Genomic DNA, 20,342 nt, shown 5'->3' with positions numbered 1-20,342 from the left:
CTCAGCGAAAGGTGTCAGCCAAAGGTGTTGAGCCATAACCATATGGTTATGTATTGAGGGGCTGATTTCAGTATTCATCCCACGCGAGTTATCCGAAACTGCAAGTCCGCCTGCCACGTACAGGCGTTTTGATAATACCAAGAGAGGAAAACGGCATGCCCGCCCAGGACACCAGCCGCTTCGTGATCCGTGATCGCAACTGGCACCCCAAAGCCCTGACCCCCGACTACAAGACGTCCATTGCCCGCTCCCCGCGCCAGGCACTGGTCAGCATCCCGCAGTCGATCAGCGAAACCACCGGCCCGGATTTCACCCACCTGGGTTTCGGTGCCCACGACCATGACCTGCTGCTGAACTTCAACAACGGTGGCCTGCCAGTCGGTGAGCGCATCATCGTTGCCGGCCGGGTTGTCGACCAGTACGGCAAACCGGTGCCCAACACCTTGGTAGAAATGTGGCAGGCCAATGCCGGCGGCCGCTACCGGCACAAGAACGACCGCTACCTGGCCCCGCTGGACCCGAACTTCGGTGGCGTTGGCCGTTGCCTGACCGACCGCGACGGCTACTACAGCTTCCGCACCATCAAGCCCGGCCCGTACCCATGGCGCAACGGCCCGAATGACTGGCGCCCTGCGCACATTCACTTCGGCATCAGCGGCCCGTCGATCGCCACCAAGCTGATCACCCAGCTGTACTTCGAGGGCGACCCGCTGATCCCGAAGTGCCCGATCGTCAAGTCGATCGCCAACCCCGAGGCCGTACAGCAGTTGATCGCCAAGCTCGACATGAGCAACGCCAACCCGATGGACTGCCTGGCGTACCGCTTCGACATCGTGCTGCGCGGCCAGCGCAAGACCCACTTCGAAAACTGCTGAGGACCCCGCCATGCCAATCGAACTGCTGCCGGAAACCCCTTCGCAGACTGCCGGCCCCTACGTGCACATCGGCCTGGCCCTGGAAGCGGCCGGCAACCCGACCCGCGACCAGGAAATCTGGAACCGCCTGGCCAAGCCAGAAGCACCGGGTGAACACATCCTGTTGATCGGCCAGGTCTATGACGGTAACGGGCACCTGGTGCGCGATTCGTTCCTGGAGCTGTGGCAGGCCGATGCCGCCGGCCAGTACCAGGATCAATACAACCTGGAAAACGCCTTCAACAGCTTTGGCCGCACCGCCACCACCTTTGATGCCGGTGAATGGACCGTGCAAACGGTGAAGCCGGGTGTGGTGAACAATGCTGCTGGCGTGCCGATGGCGCCGCACATCAACATCAGCCTGTTTGCCCGTGGCATCAACATCCACCTGCACACGCGCCTGTATTTCGACGATGAAGCCGAAGCCAACGCCAAGTGCCCGGTGCTCAACCTGATCGAGCAGCCGCAGCGCCGTGAGACGTTGGTTGCCAAGCGTTGCGAAGTGGATGGGAAGACGGCCTATCGTTTCGATATCCGTATTCAGGGGGAAGGGGAGACGGTGTTCTTCGACTTCTGAGTGAAGCTTGGGGCCGCAAGGCGGCCCCGGCCTCTCAACCTTTGACCGGTTTCAGGTCAAAGGCATCGGCCTGATACTGGAACAACAGGCAATCGGCAGCCGCCGTGCAGCCACTTTCATGCACCAGGTCGGCGGGCAGTTTGTAGTAGGCCCCGGCCGGGTACTCGGTGCGCTTGCCATCGATCACTGCGTAGAACGTCCCGCTCAATACCACTGTCGGCAAGGTCTGGCTGTGCTGGTGCAGGCCGTTGTCGGTGCCTTTTCTGAATTTCACATAAGCCGAATACGGCCCCTTGCCGAAGATATCGCCTTCGACGTTGGCGTAGCTGACGGCGCCGCGGGTGTTGGGCACGTCCTGCCACTTCAAGCCCGCGTTGTCAGGGACCGAAACGGTTTGTTCTGCTGCATGGGCGACGATTGCCACAGCGCTGAGCGCGATGCCGGTGATGACTGCCTGCAATGATTTCATGATGAGTCCTTCGCTGAAGTAACGTGCAGCGAAGGTTAATGAATCATCAAGAGCACAAATACGGCCTAAACTCCGCAAGACTTGTGCAGATAAAGCACAAATCAGTCCTGCCACCTGGGCGTTGCGTAGTAGTGCTGCACGTAATCCAGCAGCGCACGCACCTTGGGCGCCAGGTAACGGCTCTGTGGATAAACCGCGAACAGGCTGCGCGCCGGCTGCCGCCAATGGCTCAGCACCTGCACCAGGCGCCCGTCGCGCAGCGCATCATCGACGATGAAACGGTCGAAACTGGCGATGCCCAGGGCGCCGATGGCGGCGGCGCGCAGGGCCATGGGGGAGTTGGCGCTCAAGCGCCGGGGCATCAGGATTTCACGCTGCTCGCCCGCGTCGTTGGCCACCTGCAAGCGTTGCGGGTGCAGCAACTGGCTGTAGCCGAGCAACGGGTGGCCGGCCAGGTCGTCGGGTGAGGCGGGCGTACCGTGGCGTTGCAGGTAGCGCGGTGCGGCCACCAGCAGGACTTCACTGGTGGCCAGACGGCGTGCCACCAGGCTGGAGTCAGGCAGGTGGTCGGTGACCCGCAGGCACACGTCGATCTCCTCCTCCAGCAGGTCAACGAAGCGATCGCTGCAGTGCAGCTCGATCTGTAGCTGTGGATGGCGCTCGACAAAATCTGGCAACCAACGCCCCAGTTCCAGCTCGCCAAAGGCCGTGGCAACGCCCAGGCGCAAGGTGCCGGCAGGTTGTTGCTGATGCTCGGACAGTTCCAGGGTCATGGCCTGCATCTGTTCGAGGATCTGCACGCAATGGCGATAGAACAGCGCACCGGCTTCGGTCAGGTGCAGGCGGCGGGTGGTACGGGTGAGCAACTGCGTGCCGAGGTGGCGTTCGAGGTGCTTCACCTGGCGTGACAGCACGGTATGCGAGACGCCGGCCTGGTTGGCGGCGGCGCTGAAGCTGCCGAGGTCTACGACCCGGCGGAAGGTGTGCATGGCACTGAACTGGTCCATCGGCGCAACTCTCCTGGCAGTGTGCGTTGGGGCCGGCCAGGCCCCAACGCGACACGGATCAGCGCCGAACCAGCAGCACCCCGCTTTCCATGTGATGGGTATACGGGAACTGGTCGAACAGCGCGCAGCGTTCGATACGGTGGGTATCTTGCAGCTGGGCGATGTTCGCCGCCAGCGTTTCCGGGTTGCACGAGATGTACAGAATGCGCTCGAAACGCCGGGTCAGCTCGCAGGTGTCCGGGTCCATGCCAGCACGCGGCGGGTCGACGAACACGGTGCCGAACGTATAGCTTTTCAGGTCGATGCCTTCCAGCCGGCGGAACGGCCGCACCTCGTTCAGTGCCTGGGTCAGCTCTTCAGCCGACAGCCGCACCAGCCGCACGTTATCCACACCGTTCTCATCGAGGTTGCTCAGCGCTGCATTGACCGACGTCTTGCTGATCTCGGTGGCCAGCACCTGGCGCACGCGGGTGGCCAGCGGCAAGGTGAAGTTGCCATTGCCGCAGTACAGCTCCAGCAGGTCATCGTCGCGCTCGCCAATGGCGTCGTAGGCCCAGCTCAGCATCTTCTGGTTCACCGCGCCGTTGGGCTGGGTGAACGCGCCTTCTGGCTGGCGGTAGCTGAATACGCGGCCCGCCACGTCCAGTTGCTCCACCGCATAATCACGGCCGATCACCAGGCGCTTGCCCTTGGAGCGGCCGATCAGGCTCACCCCCAGGTCTTCGGCCAGTTGCCGTGCGGCCACTTCCCAGGCCTCGTCCAGCGGGCGGTGGTAGCACATCGTGACCATCGCATCGCCCGCCAGGGTGGTAAGGAACTCCACCTGGAACAGCCGGTTGCTCAGCGCCTCGCTGGCCTGCCAGGCCGCCTTGAGGCGCGGCATCAGCAGGTTGATGCGCTCGCTGGCGATGGGGAAGTCGTCGATCAGGATCGCCTTGTGCTTCTCGCCTGGGGCGAACATCGCGTAGTGGCGCTGACCGTCCTCGCGCCACAGGCGGAACTCGGCGCGCAGGCGGTAGTGCTCGCGCGGCGAATCGAAAACAGCCGGTTCCGGCGCGCCAAACGGCGCCAGCAGCTCGCGCAGCCGGGCAACCTTGGCGTCCAGCTGGGTGGCGTAGGAGGAGGGGTCGAAAGCAGCACTCATGCGTTGAACCAGCCCAGCTTGATGACGAACAGGATGGAAAGGATCACCAGGGCCGGGTTCAGGTCGCGGTGGCGGCCGGAAATCAGCTTGATGGCAGTCCAGGAAATGAAGCCGAAGGCGATGCCGTTGGCGATCGAGTAGGTCAGTGGCATGGCCAGGGCCGTCACCACTACGGGCGCGGCTTCGGTGACGTCGTCCCAGTTTATTTCCGCCAGGCCCGAAGCCATCAGTACGGCGACGAACAGCAGCGCCGGTGCCGTGGCGAAGGCCGGTACGCTACCGGCCAGCGGTGCGAAGAACAGCGCCAGCAGGAACAGCACGGCCACCACGATGGCTGTCAGGCCGGTACGCCCGCCCGCGCTCACGCCGGCAGCCGATTCGATGTAGCTGGTGGTGGTCGAGGTGCCCAGCAGCGAACCGGCCATGGCCGCGGTGCTGTCGGCGATCAGGGCGCGGCCCATCTTCGGCATGTGGCCGTCCTTGCCCATCAGGCCGGCGCGCTTGGCCACGGCGATCAGGGTGCCGGAGTTGTCGAACAGGTCGACGAACAGGAAGGCGAAGATCACGCTGATCAGGCCCACATCGAGGGCACCGGCGATGTCCAGTTGCAGGAAGGTCGGTGCCAGCGAAGGGGGCATCGACACGATGCCGCCGAACGGCGTGACGCCCATCGCGATCGACGCGACAGTGACGGCCAGGATGCCGATCAGCACCGCGCCGCGCACCTTCAGCGACTCAAGGCCGACGATCAGGAAGAAGCCCAGCGTGGCGAGGATCACCGAGGGCTGCTTGAGGTCGCCCATGCCCACCAGGGTGGCTGGGTTATCGACGACGATGCCCGCGTTATGCAGGGCAATCAGTGCCAGGAACAAACCGATGCCTGCGGCAATGGCCGAGCGCAGCGGCAGCGGGATGCTGTTCACGATCCATTCGCGGATGCGGAAGATCGACAACAGGAAGAACATCACCGCCGACAGGAACACAGCACCCAGCGCAACCTGCCAGGTATGGCCCATGTGCAGAACCACGGTATAGGTGAAGAAGGCGTTCAGGCCCATGCCCGGCGCCAGCGCGATCGGGTAGTTGGCGATCAGGCCCATGGTCGCCGAACCGATGGCCGCGGCCAGGCAGGTGGCGACGAAGATCGCACCTTTGTCCATGCCGGTCTCGCCCAGGATGCTGGGGTTGACGAACAGGATGTAGGCCATGGCCAGGAAGGTGGTGACGCCCGCAAGAATCTCGGTGCGCACATTGGTGTCGTGTGCTTTTAGTTGAAACAGCCTTTCCAGCATGCCCGCTCCCCAAGGCGCCCCCGGCGCCGTGATATATATCGACCCCATCAGCAAAGCACAGACCGTACCGGTTGCCGTGGTTTTATCTGGGGCGGAAAAAAGCCGCGCATCATACCAGCATGCTCGGCAGGGGCCTATGGCCTTCGGGGAATGGCTTTTCCATCGCCCGTGGCAGTGGGTTTAGCTGTGAAGAGGCCAGTACCGCCGAGCCATCAACCGCTGTGCAAGCGGTCGCGCTTGGCCAGGGTCGGGAACAATTTTATCCACACCCCGGTCACCACCAGCGTGCCCACGCCCCCCAGCACTACCGCCGGCACTGTGCCAAACCAGTGCGCGGTGACCCCCGATTCGAATTCACCGAGCTGGTTCGAGGCACCGATGAACAACCCGTTCACAGCGCTCACCCGCCCGCGCATCTCATCCGGCGTCTCCAGTTGCACGAACGAACTGCGAATGACCATGCTGATCATGTCCGCCGCACCGAGTACCACCAGCACCGCCAGCGAGAACCAGAACGACGTCGACAGGCCAAATGCGATGGTCGCCACGCCAAACACGCCCACGGCGGTGAACATGGTGCGGCCTACCTTGCGCTCGAACGGGAAGCGCGCCAGCCACAGCGACATCAGCAACGCCCCCACCGCCGGTGCCGAGCGCAGCAGACCCAGGCCCCAGGGGCCGGTCAGCAGGATGTCCTTGGCGAACACCGGCAACAACGCGGTGGCACCGCCCAGCAGCACGGCGAACAGGTCCAGCGAGATGGCGCCGAGGATGTCTGGCCGGCTGCGGATGAAGCGGATGCCGGCCAGCAGCGACTCCAGGCTGGCACGGCCACGCTGGGCCACTTGCTGGCGTGCGTCCAGGCTCAATGTCAGTGCACAGGCAATGGCGTACAGCGCCACGGTCGGGCCGTACACCCAGATACTGCCGAAGGCATACAGCAACCCGCCCACCGCCGGGGCGACGATGGTGGCTGCCTGGGTCGCCGAGGCCGAGGCCGCCACCGCCCGTGGGAACAACCCCGGCGGCACCACATTGGGCAGCAGGGCCTGGGTGGCCGGCATCTCGAACGAGCGCGTGGCGCCCAGCAGGAAGGCCAGGGCGAAGATCAGCTCGCGGCTGACGTTGTCGGTGGCGCTGCCCACTACCAGCGCCAGGGCAATCAGCCCCTGCAGGCTTTGGCACAGGGCCGCGACCTTGCGCCGGTCATAGCGGTCGGCGACATGCCCGGTGTGCAGCATGAACAGCACCCGTGGGGCGAATTCGACCAGGCCGACCAGGCCCAGGTCGAGCACATTGCCGGTGAGCTGGTAGAGGTGCCAGCCAATGGCCACGGTGAGCATCTGGAAGCCGCTGGCGGTGAACACACGGGCCAGCCAGAAGGCGAGGAAGGGGCGATGATGGCGCAACAGCTGCGGTGCGGAATCGGGCATCGGAAACCTGTGGCCTCGGCGCAGTAGAGGGGCCGGCAGATTATCATCTGTTTGTAACAAGCAGTTACTGTTTGCCGTGATCGGCACTTTTTCACAGGTTCTGAAAGAGGGTGGGGCAACAGGTCACGCGGCAATCAACCACACGGCCCGGCTGGCTATTCAGGACTATGCTTGCAGTCAGTCGTTGATCTGGATCAATCGTTGTATTTGCAACGAACCGGCAACGATGTGGCCCTTGGGCCGGAATCCCTGCGATTGCACAGAACAATTCAAACTCGCCGCACTCGATACCGTGGGGGCAGTAGGCGCAAAGGCCACGAGCCCGAACGCCGGATTATCTGAAGAGGAAGCACTATGTTCGGTTTAGAGGCCCTAGATCTCGCCCGAATCCAGTTTGCGTTTACCGTGTCCTTTCACATCCTGTTCCCGGCCATCACCATTGGTCTGGCGAGCTATCTGGCGGTCCTTGAAGGCCTTTGGCTGCGGACCCACCACCAGGTCTACCGTGACCTTTACCACTTCTGGTCGAAGATCTTCGCCGTCAACTTCGGCATGGGCGTGGTCTCTGGCCTGGTCATGGCCTATCAGTTCGGCACCAACTGGAGCCGCTTCTCCGATTTTGCCGGCGCCGTCACCGGCCCCTTGCTGACCTACGAGGTGCTGACGGCGTTCTTCCTCGAGGCAGGCTTCCTGGGCGTCATGCTGTTCGGTTGGAACCGTGTGGGCCGTGGCCTGCACTTCTTCGCCACGGTCATGGTGGCGCTTGGCACGCTGGTCTCGACCTTCTGGATTCTGGCGTCCAACAGCTGGATGCAGACCCCGCAAGGCCACGAAATCATCGATGGCCGGGTGGTGCCGGTGGACTGGCTGGCAGTGATCTTCAACCCCTCGTTCCCCTACCGGTTGATGCACATGGCCACCGCCGCGTTCGTCGCCACCGCCTTCTTCGTCGGTGCATCGGCGGCCTGGCACCTGCTGCGCGGGCGTGACAACCCGGCCGTGCGCAAGATGCTGTCGATGGCCATGTGGATGGCGCTGATCGTCGCGCCGGTCCAGGCGGTGATCGGTGACTTCCACGGCCTCAACACGCTCAAGCACCAGCCCGTGAAGATCGCGGCCATCGAAGGCCATTGGGAGAACGTGCCGGGCGAGCCGACCCCGCTGATCCTGTTCGGCATCCCCGACATGAAAGCCGAGACCACGCGCTTCAAGGTCGAGATCCCAGCGCTTGGCAGCCTGATCCTGACTCACAGCCTGGACAAGCAAGTGCCGGCGATGAAGGAATTCCCGGCGGCGGACCGGCCTAACTCGACCATCGTGTTCTGGTCGTTCCGGGTCATGGTCGGGCTGGGCTTGCTGATGATCTTCGTTGGCCTGTGGAGCCTGTGGCTGCGCAAGCGCGGCACGCTCTACAGCTCCAGGCCGTTCCTGTACCTGACCTTGTGGATGGGCCCCTCTGGCCTTGTCGCCATCCTTGCGGGTTGGTTCACCACCGAAATCGGCCGCCAGCCGTGGGTGGTGTATGGCCTGATGCGCACCTCCGAAGGGGTGTCCAACCACAGTTATGCGCAGCTCGGCTTTACCCTGGTGGCGTTCGTGGTGGTGTACTTCGCGCTGTTCGGCACCGGCCTTGGCTACATGATGCGCCTGGTGCGCAAAGGGCCGCAGACGGGCGAGGGTGATGAACCCAACCCGGGTGGCCCAGGCCAGAAACGCACGCCGGCGCGGCCGTTGTCCGCCGCCGATGATGGCCATGAGGCCGACACTGCCAGCCTGAGCAAGGGGAACTGAGCCATGGGTATCGACCTTCCGCTGATCTGGGCCGTGATCATCATCTTCGGCGTCATGATGTACGTGGTGATGGATGGTTTCGACTTGGGCATCGGCATGCTCTTCCCCTTCGTCAAGGGCGAGCGTGACCGTGATGTGATGATGAACACCGTCGCCCCGGTATGGGACGGCAACGAGACCTGGCTGGTGCTGGGCGGCGCCGGGCTGTTCGGGGCCTTCCCGATGGCCTATTCGGTGGTGCTCGAAGCCTTGTACCTGCCGCTAATACTCATGCTGATCGGGCTGATCTTCCGTGGCGTGGCCTTCGAGTTCCGCTTCAAGGCCAAGGACGACAAGCGCCACATCTGGGACAAGGCGTTCATCTGGGGTTCGCTGATCGCCACCTTCTTCCAGGGGGTTGCCCTGGGCGCGTTCATCGAGGGCTTCAAGGTGGTCGACCGCCACTATGCCGGTGGCACGCTCGACTGGCTGACCCCGTTCAGCCTGTTCAGCGGCCTGGGCCTGATCGTCGCCTACACCCTGCTGGGCTGCACCTGGCTGATCATGAAGACCGAGGGGCCGCTGCAACTGCAGATGCATGACCTGGCAAGGCCGCTGGCGCTGGTGCTGCTGGTGGTAATCGGCATCGTCAGCCTGTGGACGCCGCTCGCCTACCCGCAGATTGCCGATCGCTGGTTCAGCATGCCCAACCTGATCTGGTTCATGCCGGTGCCGATCCTGGTGCTGGTGACCTTCTACGGGTTGCTCAAGGCAGTCGCGCGCAATGCCAACTACACGCCGTTCCTGCTGACCCTGGTGCTGGTGTTCCTCGGCTATAGCGGCCTGGGTATCAGTGTGTGGCCGAACATCATCCCGCCGTCGATCTCGATCTGGGACGCAGCGGCGCCGCCGCAGAGCCAAGGGTTCATGCTGGTGGGGACGTTGTTCATCCTGCCGTTCATCCTTGGCTATACCTTCTGGAGCTACTACGTGTTCCGCGGCAAGGTGACTCACGAAGACGGCTATCACTAGGAGGGCCGCATGATGACCGGCAAGCATGGTGTAGAAGAGAAAAAGCCCTTGTGGCAGCGGCTGGGTTGGCTGGTGCTGATCTGGGCGATGAGCGTGGCGGCCCTGGGGGTGGCGGCCTGGGTAATGCGGCTGTTCATGGGGGCAGCCGGCCTGACTACCCATTAAAGGGGCTGGGGCCGCCAAGCGGCCCCAGCCACTTACTTGCGGGCCTTGAGAATCACGAACTTCGGCGTCGCCGCCACCTGTTCCACCCCTCGGAACAGCCGCGCCAGCTTGCTGTGGTAACCCAGGTGACGGTTACCGACGATATACAACGCACCGCCCACCACCAGTGCCTCCCGGGCCTGCTGGAACATGCGCCAGGCGAGGAAGTCGCCCACCACCTGTTGCTGGTGGAACGGCGGATTGCACAGCACCACGTCCAGCGACTGCTTTTCTACCCCCGCCAAACCATCGGCCGCCAGCATCAATGCCGGGCGCTCGCCCAGTGCCGCCTGCCAGTTTTCCCGCGCCGATTGCACCGCCATGTACGACTCGTCGACCAGCGTGTAATGCGCCTCGGGGTTGGCCAGTGCGCTGGCGATCGCCAGGACGCCGTTGCCGCAGCCAAGGTCGGCAACACGGGCCTGGCCCAGGTTGCGCGGCAGGTGAGGGAGAAAGGCACGGGTGCCGATATCCAGGCCATCGCGGCAGAACACGTTGGCGTGGTTGAGCAGCTCAAGGGCCGGCGTTTCGAGCTGATAGCGGCTAGGGTAGGGCGAGCGCGCGGCCGGGCGGTCGGCAACGGTGGCCGTCAGCAGTCGGGCCTTCTTTTGCGCCAGCGAGGCCTGAACCGGGCCGATGTACTTTTCCATCAGCTCACCGGCGGCACGGGGCAGGTGCTTGATCATCGCCCCGGCAATCACCTGCGCGCCGGGCGCCAGGTGGCCCTGCAGACGAATAAGTTGCTCCTCGAGCAAGGCCAGGGTCTTGGGCACGCGTACCAGCACCCGGTCGAACGGACCCTGCCACGGTTCGCTGGCCGGTACGAACGGCACGCTGTCGAACGGCTTGCCGTTGCGCGCGAGGTTTTTTTCCAAGGCCAGGTGCGCCAGGTGCGAATCGCCACTGCTGGTCACTGCAAGCTGCCCGGCCAGGCTGGCGGCCAGGGCACCGAAGCTGTCATTGAGCACCAATACCCGGCAGCTGGCGTCAGGCGCCTGCTCATGCAAGTGCGCGAGCAGGTACTCGTCAGCGGCGTCGAATGCCTGCAGAGGTTCGTTGGCCTGGTCCGGCTGGCGGATCAGGTCGAGTTCGGCGTAGGGGGTGGTCAACAAGGGCATGGCGTCTGGCTCGGGTACGAATCTGCCCGTTGCGGATCGCCACGGGCTTTGCCGCGCCATTCTACAGGGCTTTGCCGGTAGTCGCAGGGGTGGCTATCAGATCCACCCACGCAGGGCGGCTATGGCGATGGCGCCTGCCTTGTTGGAGGCGTTGGTTTTGGTGATCACGCTGCGGATATGGAAGTTGACCGTACTTTGTGACAGCGACAGGATGGAGGCAACGTCGGCGGCGGTCTTGCCTGCAGCTGACCACCTCAGCACTTCCAGCTCCCGCTCGCTCATTTTCGGCTGAGGCGGGCAGAGCGCGTCCAGGTGGTGCTCGCACAGTACCGAGTGCAGGGTGTGGCACAGCCACTGCACGCTGGCGGCTTTTTCGTAGAGTTCGTTGATTGCAATCTGGCCTGCTGGCCTGGCGACGCTGACTTGGCTTTCATTGTGCTGCAGGTCGTGCAGCGACTGTGTCCAACCATGACGCAGCCCGTGCTGGCAGGCAGCCTCGCGAAATTGCGGGGCCTCGCAATACAGTTCGTCGGTCCACAATACAGGTGTGGTCTGGCCATGGCTCAAGCGTGCGGCCGGGTCTTGCTTGTAGAAATCATCGCGCTGATAGCGCTCGATCCATTCGCTTGGGTAATTGCTGTAGAGGTAAAGCCGGGGTGTCTGCGTGGCAATCTGGATGCGAATGTTCAGCCCCAAGTGTTCCATACCCAAGTCTTGCACCAGATGCACAGCGATGTTGAACAACTTGCGCGGGCACCGCTCGCTGACAAATTGATGGAGATGCTCGGGTTTCCAGTGAGGCATCCGTAACGCTCCTATGGATGGGGCAACAGGATCCAATCCGTTTGCATACCCGCATCATTGTAGGAAAAACCTACCAAAGCGTTGGGAATTTTTTGTTATAGCGATCATGTTTGTCTGCGACATCGGCAGCATCGAGGTGGTGAGGCCTTACAAACGGGTGGTTTTTATCCAGGCCGCTTTGCGCGACACTGTGCGCACGTCAACCTTGGAGCCCGATATGACTGCCAGCGCCGAAAAGTTCACCCGCCAGACCCTGCTCGATGTTCAGCCACTGACGCCGAACCTCTTCAGCCTGCGGGTAACACGCGATTCGGGCTTTCGCTTCCGGGCCGGCCAGTTTGCTCGTCTCGGGGTGACCAAGGCCGATGGCAGTGTGGTGTGGCGCGCCTATTCCATGGTCAGCGCGCCCCATGACGAGTACCTCGACTTCTTCTCGATCGTGGTGCCCGGCGGGGAGTTCACCAGCGAGCTGAGCCGGCTGGGCGAGGGTGACAGCCTGCTGATCGATCGGCAGGCCTTTGGCTTTTTGACACTTGATCGCTTCATTGGCGGCCGCGACCTGTGGTTGCTGGCCACCGGCACCGGCATTGCACCGTTCATGTCCATCCTCCAGGACTTCGAGGCCTGGGAGCGTTTCGACAGCATCAAGCTGGTGTACTCGGTGCGCGAAGCGAAGGAGCTGGCCTACGTGAAGGAAATCGCCGAGTTGGAGCAGCGCGACTACCTGGCAGAGCACGCCGGCAAATTGCAGTTCATCCCGATAGTGACCCGTGAGCAGCATCCGGGCGCGTTGAATGCACGCATTACCACGTTGATCGAGAACGGTGAGCTGGAGAAGGCGGCGGGGCTTGCGCTGTCGCCCGAGCATTCACGCGTGATGCTCTGCGGCAACCCGGAGATGATCGATGAAACGCGCAAGGTGCTCAAGGCGCGTGATCTGCAGTTGAGCCTGAGCAAGCGGCCAGGGCAGGTGGCGGTAGAAAACTACTGGTGACACGGGGGCCGCAACGCGGCCCCGGCACCTTCAAGGCAGGCGGTTCTGGTTCTGCGTCTTGAGCAGGTCGCGGATTTCGGTCAGCAACGTCTCTTCGGCACTTGGCACGGGTGGCGCGCTCGGTGCCACGGCCTCTTCGCGCTTCAGGCGGTTGATCGCCTTCACGCCCATGAAGATGGCGAACGCAACGATCAAGAAGTCGATCACGGTCTGGATGAACTTGCCGTAGGCCAGCATTACTGCCGGAACGTCGCCTTCTGCAGCCTTCAAGGTAATGGCCAGGTCGCTGAAGTCCACGCCACCGATCAACAGGCCCAGTGGTGGCATGACTACGTCACCCACGAAGGACGAGACGATCTTGCCGAAGGCCGCGCCGATGATGATACCGACCGCCATGTCGACGACGTTGCCTTTGACCGCGAAGGCCTTGAACTCACTGATCATGCCCATGTTCGATTCCTTTGTAACAAATGGTGAGGTTAACGCAGTGTAAGCCACTAAAACGCTTCATGCGTTGTGTTCAGGGGTAGTGACTGCGGTTAGAACGAATAGTTTTGTCGCACGCCGAAGCGTTCGAGACACGTCTCGCTCGGCTATCATGGCGGTTTTTTCCAGGAGAAACCGCCCATGGCCAAGGCCAAGCGCTTGTATGGCTGCACCGAATGCGGCGCGACCTTCCCCAAATGGGCCGGCCAGTGCGGCGAATGCGGGGCCTGGAACACCCTGGTCGAAACCATGATCGAGAGCGGCGGGGCGGCGGCACCCAGCAGTGGCCGTGCCGGCTGGACCGGGCAACAGGCGCAGATCAAGACCCTGGCCGAAGTCAGCGTGGAAGAGATCCCGCGCTTCACCACCAGCAGCAGCGAACTGGACCGCGTGCTGGGTGGCGGTTTGGTCGATGGCTCGGTGGTGCTGATCGGCGGTGACCCGGGTATCGGCAAGTCGACCATTCTGTTGCAGACCCTGTGCAACATTGCCGTGCACATGCCTGCGCTGTATGTCACCGGCGAAGAGTCGCAACAGCAGGTGGCGATGCGCTCGCGCCGCCTGGGCCTGCCCCAGGACCAGCTCAAGGTGATGACCGAAACCTGTATCGAGACCATCATCGCCACGGCTCGCCAGGAAAAGCCCCGAGTCATGGTCATCGACTCGATCCAGACCATTTTCACCGAACAGCTGCAATCAGCGCCCGGTGGCGTGGCCCAAGTGCGCGAGAGCACGGCGTTGCTGGTGCGTTACGCCAAGCAGAGCGGCACGGCCATCTTCCTGGTGGGCCACGTCACCAAGGAAGGCTCGCTGGCCGGGCCGCGGGTGCTGGAGCACATGGTCGACACCGTGCTGTATTTCGAGGGCGAGTCAGATGGCCGCCTGCGCCTGCTGCGGGCGGTGAAAAACCGCTTTGGTGCGGTCAACGAACTGGGCGTGTTCGGCATGACCGACCGCGGCCTCAAGGAGGTTTCGAACCCTTCGGCGATCTTCCTCAATCGCACCCAGGAAGAGGTGCCGGGCAGTGTGGTGATGGCCACCTGGGAGGGCACTCGGCCGATGCTGGTCGAGGTGCAGGCGCTGGTCGATGACAGCCACCTGGCCAACCCGCGCCGGGTGACCCTGGGCCTGGACCAGAACCGCCTGGCCATGTTGCTGGCAGTACTGCACCGACATGGCGGCATTCCTACCCACGACCAGGATGTGTTCCTCAACGTGGTGGGCGGCGTGAAGGTGCTGGAGACGGCTTCTGACCTGGCTTTGTTGGCGGCGGTGATGTCTAGCCTGCGCAACCGGCCGTTGGCCCATGGGTTGCTGGTGTTTGGCGAGATTGGCTTGTCGGGCGAGGTGCGGCCGGTGCCCAGTGGCCAAGAGCGGCTGAAAGAGGCGGCCAAGCATGGCTTCAAGCGGGCCATCGTGCCCAAGGGCAATGCGCCCAAGGAGCCGCCGGCAGGGTTGCAGGTGATCGCCGTGACCCGGCTGGAACAGGCTTTGGATGCCCTGTTCGAGTGATGTATTGCCTGTAAAGGCAAACAAAAAGGGGAGCCGACGATGCGCATCGGCTCCCCTTGCTTAACCGCTCAATCAGCGGTCAATGCTCGGCAACCGGGCTGCGCCTGGGCGCCTCGTTGCCATGCTCGTCCAGCTCCAGCATCGGCACTTCAATACCCTCGGCATCGAACAGCTTGCCATCCTTGAAGTAATCGCCATCGCGCAGTGCAGAAATGTCCGAATACTGGATGGTGCGTTCGTAGGCTGCGGCAAATACCGACTGCTGGTCCGAGTTGCCAGTGGTGAAGTGGTTGAAGATCAGGTTCAGCAGAATCGCCATGATCGCCGCCGAGCTGATGCCCGAGTGGAAGATGGTCTCGAACCAGTTCGGGAAGTGGTGGTAGAAGGTCGGTGCGGCAATCGGGATCATGCCGAAGCCCAGCGAAGCGGCGACGATGATCAGGTTGACGTTGTTCTTGTAGCTGACCTTGGACAGGGTACGGATACCGCTGGCTGCCACGGTGCCGAACAGCACGATCCCCGCGCCGCCCAATACCGGGGTTGGCACGGCGGCAATTACCCGGCCCATGACCGGCAGCAAGCCGAGCACCACCAGAATGACGCCACCGGTGGCCACCACGTAGCGGCTCTTGACTCCGGTCACGGCCACCAGGCCGACGTTCTGGGCGAAGGCGCTCTGGGTGAACGAGCCGAAGATCGGTGCCAGGATGCTCGACGCCATGTCGGCACGCAGGCCATTGCCCAGGCGCTTGGAGTCGACCTTGGTTTCAATGATGTCGCCCACCGCGAGAATGTCGGCCGAGGTTTCCACCAGGGTCACCATGATCACGATGCACATCGACAGGATCGCGGCGATGTGGAATTCCGGCATGCCGAAATGGAACGGCGTGGGGAAGGCGAACATCGGGCCTTGGGTGACCTTGCTGAAGTCGGTCATGCCCAGCGCCCAGGCGATCAGGGTGCCAAACACCATGGCCAGGAGAATCGACAGGCGCGAGATGGTCGCGCTGCCCAGTTTGCTCAGCAGCAGCACGATGGCGAAGGTCAGTGCCGCCAGGCCGATGTTGGCCACGCTGCCGAACTCCGGCGAAGCACTGTTGCCGCCCATCACCCAGCGTGCGGCCACCGGCATTAGGGTCAAACCGATGGTGGTGATGACGATGCCGGTTACCAGCGGTGGGAAATACTTGGTGATGCGCGAGAACACCGGCGTGATCAGGAAGCCGATGAACGAAGCCGCCATGACCGCACCCAGCACACCCGGCAGGCCACCACCGCCTTCGCTGCTGAGAATGGCGCCCATGGTTGCCACGCCGGCGAACGATACGCCCTGCACCAGCGGCAACTGGCAACCGAAGAATGGCAGGCCAAGCGTCTGCAGCAAGGTGGCCAGGCCACCGGCAAACAATGACGCGGCGATCAGCATGCCGATTTCGGCACCATTCAGGCCCGCGGCCTGCCCCAGGATCAGGGGTACCGCAACGATCCCTCCATACATGGTCAACACATGCTGCAGACCATAGGCCAGGTTGGCCCCAAGGCCGAGGTTTTCATCCTCGGGGCGCTTGGCGGGAGACGTGCTAGGGGACGTAGTCATGGAGCAGGCTCTCTGCGTTTATTGTTGTGCCGCTACTGTAGACACTTCCTACAATTGATTGCTACAAGAATTGTATACAATATTTTGATCGGAGCGCGAACAAGCCCGGCTTCAGGGTGGCCTGAATCCCAATGCAGAACGCGTACCAAGTCATGAAAGGCTGTATTAGAGGGGTGTGTACAAAGAGCTGCTACCCAGGCTTAAAGCTGTCTGGGTAGACAGGAAACGCTAGGTGGGAAGGATGTTAGCTAGCTAAGAGATCCCATTATTCGATGAGTTCTCGCAGCTCACGCATCATTTCGGTGCTGTCGGCCACGTTCAGTTCTACAAGACGGTGCAAATGGCTCATCGAATCGAGGTCGATGTAGAGGCAGACGAAGCCCAGGCGCTGTGCTTCTTCATGACGAAGCTCCACCTGCATCCGCACGTGGGTATGCGGGTCAAGATGGATGACCGCATCGAAGTCCTGTGAGAGGTCGGCATTCCACGGCTGGGGGCGCTCGACCAGCAGGCCCTTGAGCGACAGGTCAAGCAGTTTGACCGGCCAGCGGCGGTCACCCTGGCGCAGTTCGGTGGGGGCGTCGAAGTCTATGCGCTGGAAGCGTCGGCGATTGTTGGAAGAAGTGGTCATGGCGGGCCCCTCGTCAGATGTTCTGACTATAGACCAGCCATGGCCTTTTCTGCCTGAGGGCGAGCGACAAGGTACCGTCTGCGGGCGTCGCCCGGTGCCACCCTTACTTGGAGACGAAATTCAGGTCAACCACCTGATAGAAGGCTTTATCGGTCTCGGCAATTTCCCATACCCCAAGCAGCACTTGATAACCGTCGCGCTCAGGCAACGTCAGGGTGTGTCTGGTCGGCTGCTCCGGCCACATTTCTTCGTCCGAGTAACTCCAATAGGGTTGGCGTTCATTGAGGAAAGTGGCGAAGGGTTCAGATTCGAACTGTGCACGCGAAAGCGGCTGAGTCGGGTTCCATCCGGCTTTGGTGATGAAGTAGTTGAAACGGCGGTACTTGTGGCGCGCGGTGAAGCTCCAGACGAACTCCAGCGGTGTGCCGCTGGTCACGTCATGCTTGTCCCAGTCGACATCTGTGCGGTCCAGGTAGGTAGCGCCCCGCTGCGCGCCGCTGGCAATCTTGCCATCGACCGGTGGCGCTATACTTCTCACGTCGTCCTTGGCGTAGGGGTCGGCCAGCCCGCCCGTGGTCTGAGGGAAGAATTTGCCGCTTTCGATGCCGTTGTGAAGATTTCCCTCGATGAGGCGTCTCTCCTCAGCGAAAGTCGCTCGGGACTTGGGCGTCGAGATCGAGCCATGTTGGAGTTCGATTGGGTCTGAGTCACACGTGGAGCTGCTCTTATCCTGAGTCATCATCGGTCCCTGCTTGCTGGTTATCAAATGTTCGACGCACGGTTCGAGCGTTTGCGCACTTGAACCCGTGCGTCATGTCGTGACAACGGGTTTGCCTGATCATTGGATGCGCGGGGGCCTCCCTGCGCAACTGGCAGAAATGACAGGTCAGCCGAAGTAACGTTGTCGCCATGGACTGCGGGTAGTTCGGCTAGCAGCGTGCTAGAGCGCGTGCTGGTCAGTGGCTGAGCACCAAATCGGGATGGTAAAGCCGTCAAGCAGGCCCTAGACTCAAGGGGCTGTCTATTCCAACCACTTAGCTGGAAGCATGCCATGAACAACAATAACAGCCTGCTACGCCACATCCCGTGGCTGGCGTTGGCGGTCATAGGAGCCTGCGCGCTGGGTGTTGTCGCCCTGCGTCGCGGCGAGGCGATCAACGCCTTGTGGATCGTGGTCGCGGCAGTGGCCATCTACCTGGTCGCCTACCGCTACTACAGCCTGTTCATCGCCACCAAGGTGATGCAACTCGACCCGCGCCGAGCCACCCCGGCGGTGCTCAACAACGATGGCCTGGACTACGTCCCGACCAACAAGCACATCCTGTTCGGCCACCACTTCGCCGCTATTGCCGGCGCCGGCCCACTGGTGGGCCCGGTACTTGCCGCGCAAATGGGCTACCTGCCCGGCACGCTCTGGCTGATCGCCGGCGTTGTGCTGGCCGGTGCGGTGCAGGACTTCATGGTCCTGTTCATGTCTACCCGCCGCAACGGTCGCTCGCTGGGCGACATGGTGCGCGAGGAAATGGGCCGGATCCCGGGCACCATCGCCCTGTTCGGTTGCTTCCTGATCATGATCATCATCCTCGCGGTGCTGGCGCTGATCGTGGTCAAGGCCCTGGCCGAGAGCCCATGGGGCATGTTCACGGTGATGGCGACCATTCCGATCGCGATGTTCATGGGCATTTACATGCGCTATATCCGCCCGGGCCGCATCGGCGAGATTTCGGTAGTCGGCGTGGTGCTGCTGCTGGCGTCGATCTGGCTGGGCGGCGTGATCGCTGCGGACCCGGTCTGGGGCCCGGCGTTCACCTTCACCGGCGTGCAGATCACCTGGATGCTGGTGGGTTATGGCTTCGTCGCTGCCGTACTGCCGGTATGGCTGGTGCTGGCACCGCGTGACTACCTGTCGACCTTCCTCAAGATCGGCACCATCGTTGGCCTGGCCATCGGTATCCTGATCATCGCGCCAGAGCTGAAAATGCCGGCCCTGACCCAGTTCACCGACGGTACTGGGCCGGTCTGGAAGGGCACATTGTTCCCGTTCCTGTTCATCACCATCGCCTGCGGTGCGGTATCGGGCTTCCACGCGCTGATCTCCTCGGGCACCACGCCCAAGCTGCTGGATAACGAAACCAACGCCCGTTACATCGGCTACGGCGGCATGCTGATGGAGTCGTTCGTCGCCATCATGGCCATGGTCGCCGCCTCGGTGATCGAGCCTGGCGTGTACTTCGCCATGAACAGCCCGGCTGCGGTGGTAGGCGCCGACGTTGCTACGGTGGCGCAGACGGTCAGCAGTTGGGGCTTCCTGATCACCCCTGAGCAGCTCGAAGCGGTCGCCCGCGACATTGGCGAGCACACCGTGCTGGCCCGTGCCGGTGGTGCGCCAACGTTGGCGGTGGGCATCGCGCAGATCCTTCACCAGGTGCTGCCGGGTGAGAACACCATGGCCTTCTGGTACCACTTCGCGATCCTGTTCGAAGCCCTGTTCATCCTCACCGCCGTGGACGCCGGTACCCGTGCGGGGCGCTTCATGCTGCAGGACCTGCTGGGCAGCTTCGTGCCGGCGCTCAAACGCACCGAATCGTGGGGTGCCAACCTGCTCGCCACCGCTGGCTGCGTGGCAATGTGGGGTTATCTGCTGTACCAGGGCGTGATCGACCCGCTGGGTGGCATCAACACCTTGTGGCCGCTGTTTGGCATCTCCAACCAGATGCTGGCCGGTATCGCCTTGATGCTCGGTACTGTGGTGCTGATCAAGATGAAGCGTCAGCGCTACATCTGGGTCACCCTGGTGCCGGCCGTGTGGCTGCTGATCTGTACCACTGCCGCAGGCCTGATCAAGCTGTTCGACCCGAACCCGGCCGTTGGCTTCCTGGCCCTGGCCAAGAAGTACAGCACTGCGCTGGACGCCGGCCAGGTACTGGCCCCGGCCAAGGACATCGGGCAGATGCAGCACGTGATCTACAACGCCTACACCAACGCGGGCCTGACGATTCTGTTCCTGCTGGTGGTGTTCAGCATCCTGTTCTTCGCCATCAAGGTCGGCTACGCCGCCTGGGGCCGCAAGGAACGCACCGACAAGGAAACCCCGTTCCAGGCGCTGCCTGACGCGTAAACGAGAGGACTGCAGCTATGTTCAACGACCTGGGTCGACTGGGTAAGTACCTGGGGCAGGCAGCCCGCCTGATGGTCGGCATGCCCGACTACGACAACTATGTCGAACACATGCAGAACAAGCACCCGGACAAACCGGTGATGAGCTACGAGGCGTTCTTCCGTGAACGCCAGGAAGCGCGTTACGGTGGCAAGTCCGGGCCCAAGTGCTGTTGAGCCTGCAACACCTGTGAACCTGTGG

General features: G+C 62.6%; 20 protein-coding genes. 9 read left to right on the top strand and 11 right to left on the bottom strand.

What is annotated here, in order from left to right; translation table 11 throughout:
• Window positions 1-155: 155 nt before the first annotated feature.
• Together pcaH and pcaG are read left to right on the top strand one after the other, a co-directional pair.
• Window positions 156-875, top strand: coding sequence for a protocatechuate 3,4-dioxygenase subunit beta (gene pcaH, locus LJX93_RS22745; RefSeq protein WP_033702953.1), 720 nt, complete (start codon window positions 156-158; stop codon window positions 873-875).
• A 10-nt stretch (window positions 876-885) separates the two neighbouring features.
• Window positions 886-1,491, top strand: coding sequence for a protocatechuate 3,4-dioxygenase subunit alpha (gene pcaG, locus LJX93_RS22740; RefSeq protein ID WP_033702952.1), 606 nt, complete (start codon window positions 886-888; stop codon window positions 1,489-1,491).
• 34 nt (window positions 1,492-1,525) lie between these two features.
• Here the strand turns inward: pcaG and LJX93_RS22735 are convergent, their stop codons facing one another.
• The 5 genes from LJX93_RS22735 to LJX93_RS22715 form a co-directional block, all read right to left on the bottom strand.
• Window positions 1,526-1,960 carry a cupin domain-containing protein gene (locus LJX93_RS22735; RefSeq protein WP_033702951.1) on the bottom strand — a complete coding sequence of 145 codons (435 nt, stop codon included), beginning with the start codon at window positions 1,958-1,960 and terminating at the stop codon, window positions 1,526-1,528.
• Window positions 1,961-2,061: 101 nt separating this feature from the next.
• Window positions 2,062-2,967, bottom strand: coding sequence for a LysR family transcriptional regulator (locus tag LJX93_RS22730; RefSeq protein WP_227696431.1), 906 nt, complete (start codon window positions 2,965-2,967; stop codon window positions 2,062-2,064).
• 58 nt (window positions 2,968-3,025) lie between these two features.
• The gene (gene trmA / locus LJX93_RS22725; RefSeq protein WP_033702949.1) at window positions 3,026-4,111 is read right to left on the bottom strand and encodes a tRNA (uridine(54)-C5)-methyltransferase TrmA; all 1,086 of its coding nucleotides are present in this window, start codon (window positions 4,109-4,111) and stop codon (window positions 3,026-3,028) included.
• Entirely contained in the window at window positions 4,108-5,403 is a 1,296-nt protein-coding gene (locus LJX93_RS22720) for an NCS2 family permease (protein ID WP_033702948.1), read from the bottom strand. Before LJX93_RS22720 ends, trmA begins: the two co-directional genes overlap by 4 nt.
• Window positions 5,404-5,615: 212 nt before the next feature.
• Entirely contained in the window at window positions 5,616-6,836 is a 1,221-nt protein-coding gene (locus LJX93_RS22715) for an MFS transporter (RefSeq protein ID WP_033702946.1), read from the bottom strand.
• Between the two features lie 354 nt (window positions 6,837-7,190).
• Here LJX93_RS22715 and LJX93_RS22710 point away from each other — a divergent pair, with 354 nt between their 5' ends.
• Genes LJX93_RS22710 through LJX93_RS22700 form a run of 3 tightly spaced genes read left to right on the top strand, consistent with a single transcriptional unit; the run spans window position 7,191 to window position 9,803 of the window.
• Entirely contained in the window at window positions 7,191-8,627 is a 1,437-nt protein-coding gene (locus LJX93_RS22710; protein ID WP_033702945.1) for a cytochrome ubiquinol oxidase subunit I, read from the top strand.
• 3 nt (window positions 8,628-8,630) lie between these two features.
• Complete coding sequence (gene cydB, locus LJX93_RS22705) at window positions 8,631-9,638, top strand: cytochrome d ubiquinol oxidase subunit II (protein WP_033702944.1); 1,008 nt, start codon at window positions 8,631-8,633, stop codon at window positions 9,636-9,638.
• A gap of 9 nt (window positions 9,639-9,647) precedes the next feature.
• Window positions 9,648-9,803 carry a DUF2474 domain-containing protein gene (locus tag LJX93_RS22700; protein WP_033702943.1) on the top strand — a complete coding sequence of 52 codons (156 nt, stop codon included), beginning with the start codon at window positions 9,648-9,650 and terminating at the stop codon, window positions 9,801-9,803.
• A gap of 32 nt (window positions 9,804-9,835) precedes the next feature.
• Here the strand turns inward: LJX93_RS22700 and LJX93_RS22695 are convergent, their stop codons facing one another.
• Together LJX93_RS22695 and LJX93_RS22690 are read right to left on the bottom strand one after the other, a co-directional pair.
• Complete coding sequence (locus LJX93_RS22695; protein ID WP_047582611.1) at window positions 9,836-10,960, bottom strand: methyltransferase; 1,125 nt, start codon at window positions 10,958-10,960, stop codon at window positions 9,836-9,838.
• Between the two features lie 96 nt (window positions 10,961-11,056).
• Entirely contained in the window at window positions 11,057-11,764 is a 708-nt protein-coding gene (locus LJX93_RS22690; RefSeq protein ID WP_033702941.1) for an autoinducer binding domain-containing protein, read from the bottom strand.
• A gap of 217 nt (window positions 11,765-11,981) precedes the next feature.
• On the opposite strand from LJX93_RS22690, the gene LJX93_RS22685 reads away from it, so the two are divergent.
• Window positions 11,982-12,758 carry a ferredoxin--NADP reductase gene (locus LJX93_RS22685; protein ID WP_033703015.1) on the top strand — a complete coding sequence of 259 codons (777 nt, stop codon included), beginning with the start codon at window positions 11,982-11,984 and terminating at the stop codon, window positions 12,756-12,758.
• A 30-nt stretch (window positions 12,759-12,788) separates the two neighbouring features.
• On the opposite strand, the gene mscL is transcribed toward LJX93_RS22685, so the two are convergent.
• Window positions 12,789-13,208 carry a large-conductance mechanosensitive channel protein MscL gene (gene mscL, locus LJX93_RS22680; RefSeq protein ID WP_033702940.1) on the bottom strand — a complete coding sequence of 140 codons (420 nt, stop codon included), beginning with the start codon at window positions 13,206-13,208 and terminating at the stop codon, window positions 12,789-12,791.
• 177 nt (window positions 13,209-13,385) lie between these two features.
• Here mscL and radA point away from each other — a divergent pair, with 177 nt between their 5' ends.
• Window positions 13,386-14,756 carry a DNA repair protein RadA gene (gene radA / locus LJX93_RS22675; protein WP_033702939.1) on the top strand — a complete coding sequence of 457 codons (1,371 nt, stop codon included), beginning with the start codon at window positions 13,386-13,388 and terminating at the stop codon, window positions 14,754-14,756.
• Between the two features lie 79 nt (window positions 14,757-14,835).
• Here the strand turns inward: radA and LJX93_RS22670 are convergent, their stop codons facing one another.
• The 3 genes from LJX93_RS22670 to LJX93_RS22660 form a co-directional block, all read right to left on the bottom strand.
• Complete coding sequence (locus LJX93_RS22670; protein WP_033702938.1) at window positions 14,836-16,353, bottom strand: nucleobase:cation symporter-2 family protein; 1,518 nt, start codon at window positions 16,351-16,353, stop codon at window positions 14,836-14,838.
• A 265-nt stretch (window positions 16,354-16,618) separates the two neighbouring features.
• Window positions 16,619-16,984 (bottom strand): PilZ domain-containing protein, encoded by a 366-nt coding sequence (locus LJX93_RS22665; RefSeq protein WP_033702937.1) that lies wholly within the window; start codon window positions 16,982-16,984, stop codon window positions 16,619-16,621.
• Between the two features lie 103 nt (window positions 16,985-17,087).
• Entirely contained in the window at window positions 17,088-17,726 is a 639-nt protein-coding gene (locus LJX93_RS22660; RefSeq protein WP_227696430.1) for a lytic polysaccharide monooxygenase auxiliary activity family 9 protein, read from the bottom strand.
• A gap of 309 nt (window positions 17,727-18,035) precedes the next feature.
• On the opposite strand from LJX93_RS22660, the gene LJX93_RS22655 reads away from it, so the two are divergent.
• A complete protein-coding gene (locus LJX93_RS22655; protein WP_033702935.1) occupies window positions 18,036-20,102 on the top strand; it encodes a carbon starvation CstA family protein in 2,067 nt (688 codons plus the stop codon).
• 17 nt (window positions 20,103-20,119) lie between these two features.
• Complete coding sequence (locus LJX93_RS22650; protein WP_027595234.1) at window positions 20,120-20,317, top strand: YbdD/YjiX family protein; 198 nt, start codon at window positions 20,120-20,122, stop codon at window positions 20,315-20,317.
• Window positions 20,318-20,342 lie beyond the last annotated feature (25 nt).

This window comes from Pseudomonas sp. HN2-3, assembly GCF_020691745.1.
GTDB lineage: Bacteria > Pseudomonadota > Gammaproteobacteria > Pseudomonadales > Pseudomonadaceae > Aquipseudomonas > Aquipseudomonas capeferrum.
This window is presented reverse-complemented; position numbering and strand designations above follow the sequence as displayed.

What these genes read in the sequence shown, in the direction of transcription:
- pcaH (WP_033702953.1), top strand. Translation starts at nt 156, where the DNA reads ATGCCCGCCCAGGACACCAGCCGCTTCGTGATCCGTGATCGCAACTGG.
- pcaG (WP_033702952.1), top strand. Translation starts at nt 886, where the DNA reads ATGCCAATCGAACTGCTGCCGGAAACCCCTTCGCAGACTGCCGGCCCC.
- LJX93_RS22735 (WP_033702951.1), bottom strand. Translation starts at nt 1,960, where the DNA reads ATGAAATCATTGCAGGCAGTCATCACCGGCATCGCGCTCAGCGCTGTG.
- LJX93_RS22730 (WP_227696431.1), bottom strand. Translation starts at nt 2,967, where the DNA reads ATGGACCAGTTCAGTGCCATGCACACCTTCCGCCGGGTCGTAGACCTC.
- trmA (WP_033702949.1), bottom strand. Translation starts at nt 4,111, where the DNA reads ATGAGTGCTGCTTTCGACCCCTCCTCCTACGCCACCCAGCTGGACGCC.
- LJX93_RS22720 (WP_033702948.1), bottom strand. Translation starts at nt 5,403, where the DNA reads ATGCTGGAAAGGCTGTTTCAACTAAAAGCACACGACACCAATGTGCGC.
- LJX93_RS22715 (WP_033702946.1), bottom strand. Translation starts at nt 6,836, where the DNA reads ATGCCCGATTCCGCACCGCAGCTGTTGCGCCATCATCGCCCCTTCCTC.
- LJX93_RS22710 (WP_033702945.1), top strand. Translation starts at nt 7,191, where the DNA reads ATGTTCGGTTTAGAGGCCCTAGATCTCGCCCGAATCCAGTTTGCGTTT.
- cydB (WP_033702944.1), top strand. Translation starts at nt 8,631, where the DNA reads ATGGGTATCGACCTTCCGCTGATCTGGGCCGTGATCATCATCTTCGGC.
- LJX93_RS22700 (WP_033702943.1), top strand. Translation starts at nt 9,648, where the DNA reads ATGATGACCGGCAAGCATGGTGTAGAAGAGAAAAAGCCCTTGTGGCAG.
- LJX93_RS22695 (WP_047582611.1), bottom strand. Translation starts at nt 10,960, where the DNA reads ATGCCCTTGTTGACCACCCCCTACGCCGAACTCGACCTGATCCGCCAG.
- LJX93_RS22690 (WP_033702941.1), bottom strand. Translation starts at nt 11,764, where the DNA reads ATGCCTCACTGGAAACCCGAGCATCTCCATCAATTTGTCAGCGAGCGG.
- LJX93_RS22685 (WP_033703015.1), top strand. Translation starts at nt 11,982, where the DNA reads ATGACTGCCAGCGCCGAAAAGTTCACCCGCCAGACCCTGCTCGATGTT.
- mscL (WP_033702940.1), bottom strand. Translation starts at nt 13,208, where the DNA reads ATGGGCATGATCAGTGAGTTCAAGGCCTTCGCGGTCAAAGGCAACGTC.
- radA (WP_033702939.1), top strand. Translation starts at nt 13,386, where the DNA reads ATGGCCAAGGCCAAGCGCTTGTATGGCTGCACCGAATGCGGCGCGACC.
- LJX93_RS22670 (WP_033702938.1), bottom strand. Translation starts at nt 16,353, where the DNA reads ATGACTACGTCCCCTAGCACGTCTCCCGCCAAGCGCCCCGAGGATGAA.
- LJX93_RS22665 (WP_033702937.1), bottom strand. Translation starts at nt 16,984, where the DNA reads ATGACCACTTCTTCCAACAATCGCCGACGCTTCCAGCGCATAGACTTC.
- LJX93_RS22660 (WP_227696430.1), bottom strand. Translation starts at nt 17,726, where the DNA reads ATGATGACTCAGGATAAGAGCAGCTCCACGTGTGACTCAGACCCAATC.
- LJX93_RS22655 (WP_033702935.1), top strand. Translation starts at nt 18,036, where the DNA reads ATGAACAACAATAACAGCCTGCTACGCCACATCCCGTGGCTGGCGTTG.
- LJX93_RS22650 (WP_027595234.1), top strand. Translation starts at nt 20,120, where the DNA reads ATGTTCAACGACCTGGGTCGACTGGGTAAGTACCTGGGGCAGGCAGCC.